At 64.7% G+C, this 15,034-nt stretch carries 12 protein-coding genes and 1 pseudogene; 6 read left to right on the forward strand and 7 right to left on the reverse strand.

Annotation, left to right across the window (positions count from 1 at the left end):
- Positions 1-39: 39 nt before the first annotated feature.
- On the reverse strand, positions 40-993 hold the full coding sequence (gene galU / locus AC1Z32_RS24600) for a UTP--glucose-1-phosphate uridylyltransferase GalU (RefSeq protein WP_483481367.1): 954 nt from the start codon (positions 991-993) through the stop codon (positions 40-42).
- A gap of 304 nt (positions 994-1,297) precedes the next feature.
- Here galU and AC1Z32_RS24605 point away from each other — a divergent pair, with 304 nt between their 5' ends.
- From AC1Z32_RS24605 to AC1Z32_RS24615, 3 genes are all read left to right on the forward strand, one after another.
- Positions 1,298-2,356, forward strand: a complete 1,059-nt coding sequence (locus AC1Z32_RS24605) for a GlxA family transcriptional regulator (protein ID WP_483481368.1) — start codon at positions 1,298-1,300, stop codon at positions 2,354-2,356.
- Between the two features lie 42 nt (positions 2,357-2,398).
- Positions 2,399-2,986, forward strand: a complete 588-nt coding sequence (locus AC1Z32_RS24610) for a phosphatase PAP2 family protein (RefSeq protein ID WP_483481369.1) — start codon at positions 2,399-2,401, stop codon at positions 2,984-2,986.
- Positions 2,987-3,089: 103 nt separating this feature from the next.
- Positions 3,090-4,013, forward strand: coding sequence for a LysR family transcriptional regulator (locus AC1Z32_RS24615; protein ID WP_483481370.1), 924 nt, complete (start codon positions 3,090-3,092; stop codon positions 4,011-4,013).
- Here AC1Z32_RS24615 and AC1Z32_RS24620 read toward each other — a convergent pair whose 3' ends face one another.
- The 5 genes from AC1Z32_RS24620 to AC1Z32_RS24640 form a co-directional block, all read right to left on the reverse strand.
- Entirely contained in the window at positions 4,014-5,069 is a 1,056-nt protein-coding gene (locus tag AC1Z32_RS24620; protein ID WP_483481371.1) for a glycosyltransferase family 9 protein, read from the reverse strand.
- A gap of 15 nt (positions 5,070-5,084) precedes the next feature.
- Positions 5,085-6,983, reverse strand: coding sequence for a polysaccharide biosynthesis protein (locus AC1Z32_RS24625; protein WP_483481372.1), 1,899 nt, complete (start codon positions 6,981-6,983; stop codon positions 5,085-5,087).
- 15 nt (positions 6,984-6,998) lie between these two features.
- Complete coding sequence (locus tag AC1Z32_RS24630) at positions 6,999-8,024, reverse strand: MraY family glycosyltransferase (RefSeq protein ID WP_483481373.1); 1,026 nt, start codon at positions 8,022-8,024, stop codon at positions 6,999-7,001.
- A 183-nt stretch (positions 8,025-8,207) separates the two neighbouring features.
- Positions 8,208-9,188: an NAD-dependent epimerase/dehydratase family protein gene (locus AC1Z32_RS24635; RefSeq protein WP_483481374.1), complete on the reverse strand. Its 981-nt coding sequence runs from the start codon at positions 9,186-9,188 to the stop codon at positions 8,208-8,210.
- A complete protein-coding gene (locus AC1Z32_RS24640; protein ID WP_483481375.1) occupies positions 9,185-10,039 on the reverse strand; it encodes a glycosyltransferase family 2 protein in 855 nt (284 codons plus the stop codon). Before AC1Z32_RS24640 ends, AC1Z32_RS24635 begins: the two co-directional genes overlap by 4 nt.
- Before the next feature lie 261 nt (positions 10,040-10,300).
- Here AC1Z32_RS24640 and AC1Z32_RS24645 point away from each other — a divergent pair.
- From AC1Z32_RS24645 to AC1Z32_RS24655, 3 genes and pseudogenes are all read left to right on the forward strand, one after another.
- Positions 10,301-11,721 (forward strand): annotated as a pseudogene (locus AC1Z32_RS24645) (UbiA family prenyltransferase).
- Positions 11,722-11,724: 3 nt separating this feature from the next.
- Positions 11,725-13,041 (forward strand): FAD-binding oxidoreductase, encoded by a 1,317-nt coding sequence (locus tag AC1Z32_RS24650; RefSeq protein WP_483481376.1) that lies wholly within the window; start codon positions 11,725-11,727, stop codon positions 13,039-13,041.
- On the forward strand, positions 13,038-13,778 hold the full coding sequence (locus tag AC1Z32_RS24655) for an SDR family oxidoreductase (RefSeq protein ID WP_483481377.1): 741 nt from the start codon (positions 13,038-13,040) through the stop codon (positions 13,776-13,778). Before AC1Z32_RS24650 ends, AC1Z32_RS24655 begins: the two co-directional genes overlap by 4 nt.
- Here the strand turns inward: AC1Z32_RS24655 and AC1Z32_RS24660 are convergent.
- Positions 13,775-14,173, reverse strand: coding sequence for a GtrA family protein (locus AC1Z32_RS24660; protein ID WP_483481378.1), 399 nt, complete (start codon positions 14,171-14,173; stop codon positions 13,775-13,777). The two genes, AC1Z32_RS24655 and AC1Z32_RS24660, sit on opposite strands and share 4 nt — an antisense overlap.
- Positions 14,174-15,034 lie beyond the last annotated feature (861 nt).

Consider the following 15,034-nt stretch of genomic DNA (forward strand, 5'->3'; position numbering starts at 1 on the left):
GCATCGCTGCGCGCCGCCCGCCCTTCCCGCCAAGAAAGCTTATGCGTCGGCCGTCGTGGATTCGTCCACGTCGTCCGCATCGATTGCGTCGGATGCCAGGGCTTCGATGATCGGCTCTTCCTTCACGGCGAACTGCGTGCGCAGATAGCGCTCGAAATCGTCGCGCACTTCCGGATGACGCAGCGCGAACTCCACCGTCGCCTTGAGATAGCCGAGCTTGCTGCCGCAATCGAAGCGCTGGCCGCGATAACGGTACGCAACCACCTGTTCCTGATCGAGCAATGCGCCGATCGCATCGGTCAGCTGAATTTCGCCGCCCGCGCCGGGCTTCTGCTCACGCAGCAAGTCGAACACGCGCGGCATCAGCACGTAACGCCCGACCACGCCGAAGTTCGATGGCGCGAACGCGGGCTCGGGCTTCTCGACCACGCGCGAGAGCTTGAAGAGACCGTCGTCCCACGGCTTGCCCTCGATCACGCCATACGAGCGCGAGTCCTTGCGTTCGATCTCCTCCACGCCGATCACCGACGAATGGTAATGATCGAACACACTGACCATTTGCGAGAGCACGGGCGGCTCGCCGTCGAGCAGATCGTCGGCGAGGATCACCGCGAACGGCTCGTTGCCGACGAGCTTTTCCGCGCACAGCACGGCATGCCCGAGACCGAGCGCCTCGGCCTGACGCACATAGAAGCAGTCCACATGGCTCGGCTTAATGCTGCGCACGAGCTCGAGCAGCTTCTCCTTGCCGCGCGCCTCGAGCTCGGATTCGATTTCGTATGATTTGTCGAAGTGATCTTCGATTGCGCGCTTGCTTCGTCCCGTGACGAAGATCATTTCGGTGATGCCCGCGGCCATCGCCTCTTCGACCGCGTACTGGATCAACGGTTTGTCCACGACCGGCAGCATCTCCTTCGGGCTTGCTTTCGTCGCCGGAAGGAATCGCGTGCCGAGGCCCGCGACTGGGAATACCGCCTTGCGTACTTTCAACATCGGCCAACCTCGTCTGATGGTTGCAGAAGGCGGGCACGACGCGTCGTGGAGCGTTCGCACACGCTTCTTCTGATGGAAAAACATCGCCCGGTTTCGTCAGACGACACGAACGGTATGAGCTTATTCCTCGAATATCGAAATCATCTGCCAACACTTCGTCAAATTCGGACTCCCGGCGCGGCGGCTGTTGACCGCCGCGTATAGTGCGACCCATGTGACTCACTTTCCCGTTACTTGCGTTCCTTCATGGATGGGCCGAGCCGCGGCGCAGAAACGCCGCCCCGGCCCGCACAGGGAGAAGTCGATGGTGTACGCCAATGGTACGGGCAGGCTCCAGGTCGTGCGCGCCGTCGCGCCCGACACGCCGTCCGCAGGCATGACCCGCGCGGCAAAACGGATCGGCATTCTGATCTTCGAGGACTTCTCGCTCGTCGAGGTCAGCTCGATCTCCGAGGTTTTCTCGCTCGCCAATCAGCTTCCCATGCCCGCGGATGCCGGCGAGCGCGCCGAGGCGCCGAACTATTCGCTGATGTTTCTGTCGAGTGAAGGCGGCAGCGTCGCGAGCAGCTGCTCGATGCGCATCTGGACCGAAAGCCTCGAAACGCGCTGGATGAACGAGTGCGACGCGCTCTTCATCGCGGGCGGCGTGGGCGCGCGGCATGCGCGCAACGACGCCGTGCTGCGAAAGCGGCTCGGCCGCGTGGCGCCGAAGATTCCGTTCATCAAGGCGATCGGCGAAGGCGCGCACATTCTCGCGGCGACCAATCTGAGCGTGCGGAACCGCTCGCTCGATTTCGCCGGGGAGTCCGCGGATCGCGCGCTGACATCGACGTTGACAAACCCGCTTTTCATCGCCGAGCAGACGCTCACGCTCGACGATCCCAAAGGCCCGATCGCGGCGGCGCTGTCGATCGTCAAGCGCGATCACGGCGCGGCGGTCGCGCGCGAGGTGTCGGAGCGCTCGATTCCCGGCGCCTGGCAAAAGCTCGCCACCGTGCTCGACGATACCGACGGCGGCGGCGTGCGCCAGAAAATCGATGCGGCCGCGCGCTGGATCCGCGAGAATTACGTGCGGCCGATCTCGATCACGGATGCCGCACGCGTCGCCGCGATGAGCGAGCGCAATTTCCTGCGCCGCTTCAAGGCGCAGATCGGGCTCACGCCGTCGGAGTATCTGCTGCGCGCGCGGCTCGACGCGAGCTGCATGCTGCTGTCCGCGACCGATCTTCCTGTCGACAAGATCGCGCGGCGCTGCGGCGCCGGCAGTGGCGACGGTCTCGCGAAAATCTTTCGCAAGCGGCTGTCGATCTCGCCCACCGAATACCGGATGGCGGGCCGCCGAAAACAGGGCGACAGCTCATAAGCGGGTTCGATCGCGCCCGCGAGTCACCTATAACGGATACGCATGGAATCGAAGGTACTCTGGATCCTTTCCAATCTCGGCGACGCGGCCTTTTTGCTCCCGCTCGCACTCGTCTGCGCACTCTGGCTGCGTTCGGTCGACATGCGCCTCGCGCTGCGCTGGTGCATCCTGCTCGGCATCGGCATGGGGTTCGTCGGACTGTCGAAAATTCTCTACGCGGGCTGCGGCTTCGAGATCGCCGCCATCCAGTTGCGCATGATCAGCGGCCACACGATGCTCGCCGCATCCATCTATACGGTGGCGGGCGGGCTGCTGTTCGGCGGCTTCGGCGGCGGATGGTACCGGCTGGGCGCGGCGGGCGGGCTTGCGCTCGCCGCGGCGATCGGCACGAGCCGCATCATGCAGGATGCGCACACGCCCGCCGAAGTGGTCGCGGGCTGGCTGCTCGGCGCGGCCATCGCCGCGCTGTTCCTCGCGCGCGTCTTCGAAGAGCAGCGCAAGATGCCGCGCGCGCTCGTCGCGGGCGCGGGGCTGCTCGCTGTCTCGTCGATCGCCTACGGCCATCACGCGCCGTTTCAACGGATGATCGAACACTACTCCGGCTGGCTCTGCCAGGGACTCGGGCTCTGAGTCCACCGCCTGCTCACGTGCGGCGCGCACGCGGACGATCCCAAGTATGATCGTCATCTTTCGCGCGCCTTGAAGCGGGCGATCACGTTTCCGGACTCCGAGCATGGACCGCTTCCTTGCAATGAAAGTCTTCGCGCGAGTCGTCGAAGCGGGGAGTTTCTCCAAAGCCGCCGACGCCCTGCGCCTGCCGCCCGCGAGCGTCTCGCGCACGCTGCAGGCGCTCGAAGCGCATCTCGGCGCGCGCCTCATCAACCGCACGACGCGCAGCATCAGCATCACGGAAGACGGCGAAGCCTATTACGAGCGCTGCGTGCGCGTGCTCGGCGAAGTCGACGACATGGAAGCGTCGCTGTCGCATTCGAAGCTGAGCCCCAAGGGCAACGTGAAAGTCAGCCTGCCGCAGGTGATGGCGAAGAACACGATCATTCCCGCGCTGCCGGAATTCTTCGCGGCGTATCCGGATATCGGCGTCGAGCTGCTGCTCACCGACCGGCAAGTGGATCTCGTCGAGGAAGCGGTCGATTGCGTCGTGCGCGTGGGCGCGGTCGGCGACGTGGGGCTCGTCGCGAAACGCATCGGCGCGTATACGCAGATCACCTGCGCGTCGCCGGGATACATCGAAAAGCATGGCGAGCCGACATCGCTCGACGAACTCGACCGGCATCTCGCCGTCGGCTACGTGCTGAACAACTCGGGGCGCGTGCGCAACTGGGAATTCGTCGTCGATGGCGAAACGCGCACGGTCGCGATGAAGCACAAGATCGCCGTGAACGACGGCGATTCATATATCGCCGCGGGTGTTTCCGGGCTCGGGCTGATTCAGAGTTCGAGCTATACGCTCGATCCGCTCCTGAAGAGCGGCGCGCTCAGGGAAGTGCTGGGGGAGTATCCGTCATATCCGCGCGTGGTGTCGGTGCTGTATGCGGCCAATCGCCATCAGCCGCGCCGCGTGCGCGTGTTCATCGACTGGGTCGCGGAGTTGTATGCGCGCTTGCCGTCGTTTCAGGTGAACGGCAAGCCGGCCTGATCAAGCAAGGCTCGGTGCGGCATGAGACGCGCCGCGCACGAAAGGCATCGCGCGCCAGCCGTCATCGCCGTATTCGAGGTACGCGCGCTCGAGCGCGTCCAGATCCGCGGGCCGCGCGCTCGCATGCATGCCGCGCAGATGCGGCAAGTTCATCTCCACCGCGACGCAGTTCGCGTAATCGCGCGCGCGCATGGATGCGGAAATCGTCGAGAAGAACGCGGTCGTCGGCACGTCGAAGCCCGCCGCGACGTGCAGCGCCGCGGTGTCCGCCGTGACCAGATAGCGCGCATGCCCGATCCACGCGAGGAACGCGTCCGTGTCGACGCAAAGCGGCGCGATATCGCGATAGCGCGGATGATCGACCGCGCCGAAGCCCAGCACGGGCAGGCCGGTTTCATCGGCGAGCCGCGCGACGATGCGCGCGCGCACCGAACTCGGAATGCTGCGCACCGGCGTGCTCGCGTCGGGACAGAAGAGCGCGTAAGGCTCGCTCGCGATCGCCGCAAGCGGCACATCGGCGAGCCAGCGATTGCGCTTGTCGTCGGCGGCGATGCTTTCGGGCGCGACGCCCAGCGCCCACAGGAAAAAGTCGATCATCGGCATCGAGGCGAAGCGCGGCCAGAAAAGCTGATTGCCGATGTCGATCTTCAATTCATCGGCGGGAAGGCGCGCGAGCGGCACCGGCAGGCAGACGATATCGCCTAGATAAGCCGCCAGCTCGTAGAGACGTTCCACGTAGCGCGGCGCGCGCGCCGGACGATAGATCGTGAAAGCAAGATGCGGATGAAGACGTTTGATCGCGACGAGCGCCGCAAGCCCGATGATCGAATCGCCGAGCGTGACGCCGAACGCGTTGATGAGATGCACGCGGCTCGCGCTCGCATAGTCCGCATCGAAGGGCGCGCGGCCGGCGTTCAGAATAGTGGCGGGCAAGGCCGAGAAGCCGGAGGCGTCTGCGTGCGCGACTTCGAGATCGTACGGCGCGACGATCTCGCCGCTTTCCGACAACAGCGAGCCGGCGTGGGTCAGCGCATGAACTTCGTCGAGCGTCGTCATGCGTGACCGTCCGTGTCAGCCCGCCGCGCCGCGCTCGCGTGCCGCCTGCCCCGCCGCGACGCTTTGCAGCACGGGGAGCATCGCCGTCTGATACTCCGGCACCCAGCGGCGCAGGTCGCGGCGCACTTCCTCGTCGGCGAGCACGCGATGCTGCATGAGCCAGGGCAGCAACTCGTCGATGAAATGATCCGGCACGCCACGCGCCTGCGCGATGCGCAGCTTCGGATGCGGCGTGCGCGTGGTGGTTTCGTCGTCGGCGAGCAGTTCCTCGTAGAGCTTCTCGCCGGGACGCAAGCCCGTGAACACGATGCGGATCTGCTCTTCCGAAAAGCCGTAGAGACGAATCAGGTCGCGCGCCAGATCGACGATCTTCACGGGCTGGCCCATGTCGAGAATGAAGATCTCGCCGCCGCGCCCCATGCTCGACGCCTGCAACACGAGCTGCGCGGCTTCCGGAATCGTCATGAAGAAGCGCGTGATCTCCGGATGCGTGACCGTGACCGGCCCGCCCTTCGCGATCTGCTGCTGGAACTTCGGAATCACGCTGCCCGCGCTGCCGAGCACGTTGCCAAAACGCACCGTCTCGAACTGCGTGCGCGGCGCGGATTGCTGCAGCGCCTGACACGCCATCTCGGCGAGACGCTTGGAGGCGCCCATCACGTTGGTCGGGTTGACGGCCTTGTCGGTGGAAATCAGCACGAAGTGACGCACGTCATGACGAATCGCCGAGCGCGCGACACGCAGCGTGCCGAGCACGTTGTTGCGCACCGCCTGCCACGCGTTCTGCTCTTCCATCAGCGGCACGTGCTTGTAGGCCGCCGCGTGGAAGACGATATGCGGCGTGAAGCGCGCCATCGTCTGATCGAGCAGCAGCGAATCCTTCGCGTCGCCGACGACCGGAATCACCGAGCACTCCGGAAACTTCTCGTGAAGCTCCTCGATGAGCCGGTACATCGCGTATTCGGAGAGGTCGTAGGCGATCAGTTGCGCCGGCGCAAAACGCAGGATCTGGCGGCACAGCTCCGAGCCGATCGAGCCGCCCGCGCCCGTCACCATCACGACGCGCCCATGCAGCAGCTTCTCGACGTGCGGCATGTCGATCTTCACCGGCTCGCGGCCGAGCAGGTCTTCGAGGTCGATCTGGCGCACGCGCGACAGGAAGCCGCCCTCGCCCGCCGTCAGCTGGCTGAGCGCGGGCAGCACCATCACCTTGACGCCGACGCGCACGCACAAGGTGGCGACGCGGCGCTGCTCCTCGACCGACGCCGACGGAATCGCGATGATCACGTAGTCAGTCTTGAATTGCTCGGCGAAGCGCGGCAAGTCGCCGAACGAGCCGAGCACCTTGTGCCCGAGCACTTCGCGGCCCTGCTTCGCGGGATCGTCGTCGAGCAGGCCGACGAGACGCCACTCGCTCGAACGCGACAGCTCACGCGCGAGCATCGCGCCCGCCGTGCCCGCGCCGAGCACGATCACGGGCTTGCCCTGTCCGACGAGCCCGCCGTACAGATAGAACTCCTTGCCCGCGCGATAGAGCGCGCGCGCGCCGCCCATCGCGAGAAACAGCAGAAGCGGCGAGACGATGAGCACCGAGCGCGGAATGATAGGCGTCGGCTGCGACATCACCGCGCCCACCATGACGACGAGCGCGCCCACGATGATGGACTTGGAGATGCGCATCAGATCCGGCAGGCTCGCGAACACCCACATGCCGCGATAAAGGCCGAAGACACGGAAAACGATGCCGTAGACCGGCAGTACCCAGAAGAGCGCGACGAGCGCCCCGTGGCGGAAGTCGTGCGGCACGGCGCCGTTGAAACGGATCACGTACGCGGCGACCCAGGTTCCCGCGACGGCGACCAGATCGAAGAGGAACGCGCCCGCCGATAGCCACGATGCTTTTATTCGATTCATCATCAGCTCGGACTCTCAAGATTGTTCGGAATGGCGCGTCTCATGACGCCGCCAACGCGCGTCGACCACCGCGCCCGCTGCCACAACCACGACTGCCCAGCCCGCCACCGCCGCCCACTGCCCCGCGAATGAAAACCGAAGCGCCCAGTTGGCGAGCATTATGCCTGCCAACATGAGCAGATACCACGCGAGCGCGGTGCGCGCGTGCCCGATCCCGAGGCGCACCATGCGCTGATAATAATGCTCCCGGTGCGCCTGCCAGAACTTTTCGCCGCGCGCGAGACGGCGCAACAGCGTGACCGTTGCATCCGCGATGAACGGCGAAAACGCCAGCGCCGGAAACCACACGGGCCACACGCCCCGCTGCCAGCCCCAGTAGCCGAATGCACCGGCGAGAAACCCCAAGGGAATAGACCCGGCATCGCCGAGGAAAATCCGGGCCGGATGGAAATTGAGGGTCAGGAAGCCCGCCGCTGCGCCCGCAATAGCCAGGCTCGCCAGCCCGAGACCGGCTTGCGGCGCGGGTCCGGCGAGCGCCGCGAGCGCGTAGCCGCCGAAGCCGAAGAGCGCCATGCCGCCGGCAAGGCCGTCCGAGCCGTCCATGAAGTTGTAGAGATTGACGAGCCACAGCATCAGAAAGCCGACGAGCGCGAGCGCCCACCACGGCACGTCCGCCGGATGCGCGACGATGACGACCGCCACCGCGACGATATGCGCCGCGAAGCGCACGCGCGCGGGCAATCCGCGCCGGTCGTCGATCTGGGAGACGGCCGCGAGAAAGACCGCGCATGCGGCGACGAGCCACATCGACGGCGCCGCGACGAGCAGCGCGATCACGGCGACCGGCACGACGCCCCAGCCGCCGACGCGCGGCGTGGGCCGCTCGTGCAGCGAGCGCTCGTTGGGGATATCGGTGGCGAGACGCCATGCGAGGCCGGTGCGGATGAGCGCCTGAAGAATCAGCGCGCACGCGGCGAACGCCAGTACCGCGAACGACGTCGCGGCCACGAGCGGCGAAGCTTCAAAATACGAAAGCAGCATGCAGTGTTATCGAGTTGTCGAAACGAGGCCCTGATCGTTCTGGCAATTCGTCGTTTCGGGGAAACCCCGAAGCATACGCGAACGCTCGTTGAATCTGATTGTAAATATCTGACGATTAACAACAATCGCCGCGACAGGAACTGTCTGTCGTCTTGCGATGCCGGCGTCGAACGAGCGCGTATTTTAGCGTTCGCGACGCGCGGTTCGGAACCACGCGGCCGTGGCGGCGAGCCCTTCGTCGAGCGATTGCGGTGCCTGCCAGCCGAGCGTCTCGCGGATGCGGCGCGAATCCACGCGCAGGCTGCCCGTCAGGCGGTCGATCTGTGCCGTCTTGCCCGCCAGGCGCGCGACGCCGCGCAAGAGCGCGGCCGGCACCGGCACGAGTCGCGCGGGTTTGCCGAGGTGCTCGCCGAGCTTGCGCGCGAGTTCCGCGACGCTCGGATCGTAGCCGTCGGTCACATGAAACACACGGCCGGCAGCGACGGGATTCAGCGCGCATTCGATGGTCGCGCTCGCGAGATTTTCGACGCTGACGAGACTGCGCCGCGCGTCGATCGCGCCGAGCGGCAGCGGCATGCCGCGCGCGATGGCGTTCATCATCGCGAGGAAGTTGGCGCGCACGCCGGGGCCGTAGACGAGCGGCGGCCTTACGACCGCGACTTCCAGGCCGGTGCGGCCGCCGAATTCGAGCAGCTTGACTTCGGCTTCGGCCTTCGAGACGCCGTAGGCATCGGGCGGATTGCGCTGGTCGTCTTCCGTGAAGGGGCGCCCGGGATCGCGCTCGCCGAGCGCCTTGATGCTGCTCATCAGGACGAAGCGCGTGACGCCCGCGCGCCGTGCGGCGTCGGCGGCGGCGAGCGTGCCGTCGACGTTGACCGCACGATAGGCGTTCAGCAGCGCCTCGGAGCGCTTTTGCCCGGCGGTGTCGCCCATCACGTGCACGCGCGCAGCGAGATGGATCACCGCGTCGCAGCCCTCGAAGGCGTCCGGCGCGATGGCGTCGAGCCCGTCCATATGGCGGACATCGACGCCCGGCTCGCACTGCGCATCGCGCCGCACGAGGCCCGTCGCCGCGATGCCGCGCGCGAGCAACGCGCGGCTCACCTCGCGGCCGACGAAGCCGTTCGCGCCCGTGATCGCGATGCGCCGGTTCACGTCACTCATAGCCACTTCCAGCCGAATCGGTTGAAGAACCGGTACGCCGATGTCACGAAGAGCCTAATATGCGTGGAGCCCTTCTTCGCCGCGCCGCCGCCGTGATGCAGGATGCGCACCGACGGCACATACGCGATGCGCGCGACGCGACGCGTGCGCAGGCTCAGATCGTAGTCCTCGAAATACAGGAAATAGCGCGGATCGAAGCCGCCGAGCGACTTGAGCACGTCGGTCCTGAAGAGCATGAAGCAGCCGCTCACGATCGGCGGATCCCACACGATATTCGACTCGCCGATGACGTCGCGCATCTCGTAGCGCGCGAGACGCCGCGCGAACGGCTTGCGCAGCGCGGCCGGCAGGAAGCCGCGCACGAAGAGATCGAGCACGGACGGATAGCGGCGGCAGAGATACTGCTGACGGCCGTCGTCGCCACCGATCCACGGCGCGAGCAAACCTGTTTGCGGCGAGTCGCGCAGGAAGGCGAGCGCGCGGCGCAGGCCGTCGGCGTTGAGTTCGACGTCCGGGTTGAGGATCAGATGGAAGCGGCTTGTAGCGCGCTCGATCGCGAGATTGTGGCCGCGCCCGTAGCCGACGTTGCCGTGCCCCTTCAGCACCATGGTGTCGAATTCGGCATCGGAGGGCACGGGCAGGTCGGCGAGCTCGCCGGCGTTGCCGTTGTCGATCAGATACAGACACGGGCGGCCGGCGACGTCGTGCAGTTGCGCGAGCGCCGATTCGAGCGTTTCCACCGTGCGCGCGAGCAGCGCGGCATCGGGCCGGTAGACCACGATCGAAATGCTGAGCGTGATGGCGGGATCGGACTGATTCGCCGATTGGCTGTGCGGTGGATTCGCGTTCATCGGACAAAAAGGGCGTCCGCGCCACGATAGGAAAACGGACCGCATCGACAAGTGGAAAACGCCAAGATTGTCCTCAATGTCGGTGGTTTCGGCAACCGGGCGGGGCGGCGCAACGGGCGGTAAGACGGGCCGATCGTGTTACAGATTGTGCTAAATTCTGCAGGCATGCGGAGTATTCTGCCGCGTCCGAATCGTCCCGATTCCCTTGTCCATTCGGACCGGACGCGCTGTGGGCTTAACCGATCACCTTTCGTGAATTGTATGAACAAGCCCATCGTCGTCGATCTGGAGGGTACGTTGATTCATTCCGACATCCTCGTCGAGAGCGGATTCGCGTTCCTAAGATCCTTCCCGCATAAGTTCTACAAGCCGCTCCAATGGCTGTCGAGCGGCGGCAAGCCGGCGCTGAAATCGCGGCTCGCCGAGCACGTGAGCATCGACGTCGCGACGCTGCCGTACAACACGCAAGTCGTGAACTGGCTGCGCGAAATGCGCGCCGCGGGCCGCACGATCGCGCTCGCCACCGCGAGCCACGAGTCGTTCGCGCAGCGGATCGCGGAACACCTCGGCATCTTCGATCGCGTGTTCGCCACCGATGAGCACGTCAATCTCTCGTCGCACAGAAAGCGTGACCGCCTCGTTGCCGAGTATGGCGAGAAGGGATTCGACTATGTCGGCAACTCGCACGACGACATCGCCGTCTGGGCGGCCGCCGACCGCGCTACGTGGTCGATCCGCACGCAGGTGTCGTCCGCGCGGCGTCCAGGCACGACAACATCGAACAGGTCTTCGAGAGCCGCCAGCCGGCGCACAAGGTGTGGGGCAAATCGCTGCGCCTGCATCAATGGCTGAAAAACGTGCTGGTGTTCGTGCCGCTGCTCGCAGGGCATCAACTGAAATCGCCTACGGCCATCGGGTTCGCCGTACTCGCGTTCTTCGCGTTCGGGCTGTGCGCGTCGAGTGTGTATCTGCTCAACGACCTGCTCGATCTGCAGGACGATCGTCAGCATCCGGTCAAGCGGAAACGCCCGCTCGCCGCAGGCACCATGCCGCTCATCTGGGGCGTGGCGCTGTGCCCTATCCTGCTCACCGCCGCCTTTGCCATCTCGCTCGCCCTCCTGTCGTGGAAGTTCAACGCGGCCCTGCTCGGATACTACGTGCTGACGCTCGCGTATTCGCTCGCGCTCAAGCGCCAGGTGATGATCGACGTGGTCGTGCTCGCCGCGCTGTACACGACGCGCATCATCGCCGGCGCCGCGGCGATCCATGTGCCGCTGACTTTCTGGCTGCTGGCCTTTTCGATGTTCGCTTTCCTGAGCCTCGCGCTAGTGAAGCGTTACACCGAGCTCCATGCGATGCTGCAGGCCGGACGCGATGGCGCACGAGGGCGAGGCTATATGGCGAGCGACCTCGCCATCGTGTCGTCGCTCGGGACCTCGTCGGGCTATATTTCGGTGCTCGTGCTCGCGCTGTATATCCAGGACGAGCGCACCACGATGCTTTATCGACATCCGCAGTACATCTGGATGGTCTGTCCGCTGATGCTGTACTGGTTCAGCCGGACATGGGTCATCACGCATCGCGGCAAGATGAACGACGACCCCATCGTATTCGCGGCGCGCGATCGCATGAGCCTGCTGGTGGTCGCGCTGTGCGGCGTCACGTTCTGGCTCGCGATCTGACCGATGAGCGATCTGCTTTCCTGGGGCCGCTACCCTCGTCTGCCGCAGACCGCGCACGCCGCGCACTGGCGCGACCAAGCGCAGGCGCAATGGCTCGACGTGCAGGCCGCGCACGGCACGACGCTCGCGTTCGGCAACGGCCGCAGCTACGGCGACGTGTGCCTCGCGAACTCGAATCACGTCTTCCAGACGCTCGCGCTCGATCGCATCATCTCGGCCGACTGGACGCGCGGCATCGTGCGCGCCGAGCCCGGCATCACGTTCGAGCAGATTCTCGCGCTCGCCGTGCCGCGCGGCTGGATGCTGCCGGTCACGCCGGGCACGAAGTACGTGACCCTGGGCGGCGCCATCGCCAACGACGTGCACGGCAAGAACCATCACGTGCGCGGCACGTTCGGGCGTCACGTGCGCGCGTTCGGCCTCGCGCGCAGCGACGGCACGCTGATCGAATGCTCGCCCGAAGCGAACACGGAGCTCTTCAACGCGACGATCGGCGGCCTCGGGCTCACCGGCCTCATTCTGTGGGCCGAATTCGCGCTGATGCCGATCCGCACGAGCCTCATCGACGTGACGAGCATTCGCTTCGGCAAGCTCGACGAGTTCTTCGACCTCTCCGAGGAATACGACGCGAAGCACGAGTATTGCGTCGCGTGGGTCGATTGCGCGAGCCGCGGACCCTCGCTCGGACGCGGCATCTTCATGGCGGGCGATCACGCGATCCACGGCTCGCTCGATGTCGAGGAACGGCCCAAGCGCCGCGTGCCCTTCACGCCGCCCGTCTCGCTCATCAACGGCCTCACGCTGCGCGCGTTCAACGAGCTGTATTACCGCAAGCAGCGCAAGCCCGTCGAGATTTCGCGCGTCGGTTACGACGGCTATTTCTATCCGCTCGACAGCCTGCTCGAATGGAACCGCATCTACGGGCCGCCGGGGTTTCAGCAATATCAATGCGTCGTGCCGGCCGCGAGCGCGCGCGATGCCGTGCGCGCGATGCTCGATCGCATTTCTTCGAGCGGCACGGGCTCGTTTCTCGCGGTGCTCAAGCGTTGCGGAGACATTCCGTCGCCCGGGCTGTTGTCGTTTCCGATGGAAGGCACCTCGCTCGCGCTCGACTTCCCGCAGCACGAACTGCGCAACGGGCAACTCTTCGCCGCGCTCGACGCGATCGTGCGCGACGCGGGCGGACGCATCTATCCGGCGAAGGACGCGCACATGTCGGGCGCCGATTTCCGCGCCGCCTATCCTCAATGGCAGCAGCTCGAGTCGCTTCGCGATCCGGCGATGCTGTCGCACTTCTGGAAACGAATGACCGGCCTATGAAGAACATCGTCATCGTGGGCGCCACGTCCGCCATCGCCATTGCCTGCGCCCGCGAATGGGCCGCTAAGGGCGCGCGCTTCTTTCTCGTCGCGCGCAATCAGGACCGCATGGAGCAAGTCGCCGCCGATCTGACCGCGCACGGCGCGGCGTCGGCGGTTGTGCACCGGCTCGATATCGACACGCTCGACAATCACGCCGCGATGCTCGCCGACTGCGCCGCGCACATGGATTCGATCGATATCGTATTGGTCGCGTCGGGCACCCTGCCCGATCAGGCGGCCTGCCAGAACGATCCCGCCGTCGCGGTGCGCGAGTTCCACACTAACGCGCTCTCGCTGATCGCGCTGCTCACGCCGATCGCCAACCGGCTCGAAGCGCAGCGGCATGGCACGCTCGCGGTGATTTCGTCGGTGGCGGGCGACCGCGGGCGTCCGTCGAATTATCTTTATGGCAGCGCGAAGGCCGCGCTGCAGGCGTTTCTCGAAGGCTTGCGCGCGCGGCTCTTCAAGGTGGGCGTGCATGTCGTCGATATCAAACCGGGCTTCGTCGCCACGCCGATGACCGAAGGTCTGCCGCTGCCCGGCCCGCTCGTCGCGACGCCCGAGAAGGTCGCGAAGGATATCGTGCGCGGCGTCGAGAGGAAGAAGGACGTGCTTTATACGCCGTGGTTCTGGTGGGGCATCATGCTGATCATTCGCAATGTGCCGCGCTTCGTGTTCAAGCGGGCGTCGCTCTAGGAGAAGCTGCGGAACACGTAGCGCTTGTCGAGCCGGTACTTGATGACGTAACCGATCGCAAGACCGATGCACGCGCCGATGTACCGCGCTTCAGTCGTCTTGAAGATGTAGTCGAAGCCGAACTCCACGCCCCAGAAGATCGCGGTCGTCACGAGGCCCATCGTCACGTAGAGCGTAAACATGGCGGCGTCGTGGCGCGCGTTTTCCGCCTTGAAGCGGAAGATCCATTTCTTGTCGAGCACGTACTTCACGACGAGGCCGACGCCCGTGCCGATGAACACCGAGAGCATAATGTGCCAGGGGCCGTGATAGATGCGCGTCGTGAGATCTTGCGCTCCGATGTTGGCGAGTGTGGCAATGGCGGCGAAGAAGGTGTAGAACAGCGCGAGTTGCATGTATCTAGGACCGAGACGGTTACTCGACATTTTCAGCGGCCCTTCGGCATCTCTGAATTCATCGCTTCAGCTTGCGATGTCTTGGCAAGCGAGCGAGTATATCTGAACAAGATATCGGACCTCGAGAATGAATGAGAATTAGACAATGCGAGCCGATTTTTCTCCATGGAATCCGAACGCTCTGAGAGAGTGTTCTACCTAAAAAAGCCACCGAAAAGCAGCAGATTCATAAATCCCACCACCCCCCATTTGAATTTCTAGTCGATTCCGAGATAAACCTTACGCATCGTGACCCACGTTGATCCTGATGCACGGCTTCCCTTATCATCGCTCATTCTCGACATCAATTCCACGGCTTCTCCGCGCACCGATTCGCCAGCCTCTTCATTACTGTACTTCGAAATATGCTGACGGCTCCACGACAAGCATAGTCTTGGTAGAAAGGCGCCTGAATATTGTGATTTATAGACGCCCACAATTCTCTTTTCTGAAGCTCCGAGCAAATCGACCTGCGCACGTCTATCGCTCGTCCATAACTTGGATTCACCCTGAAAGACCCTGGGAAGGAAGAGCGCTCAGCAAAGTGCCTACCCTCCTTAGAATGTTCTGGAAATTGAGTGACGCTGGACTGCCGGCTCACCTGCGTTGCAAACCCAGAACGATAGAACGGCGGATTGAGGACGTCTTCGAGCGGACGCATAAGACTAGCCGACAGTGTTGCCAGGTCCGGCGACTCCACCGTAACGGCTCCTCTGATCTATTCCACCCGACGGCGCCCAGCGTCCTGGGTTAGGAGTTCGTTCTTTTATTGTCTCAGCCGGGTCTGGAGTGACGAAATACTGTGTGAAGAGCCGTTCAGAC

This window comes from Caballeronia sp. 11_S32, assembly GCF_056930355.1.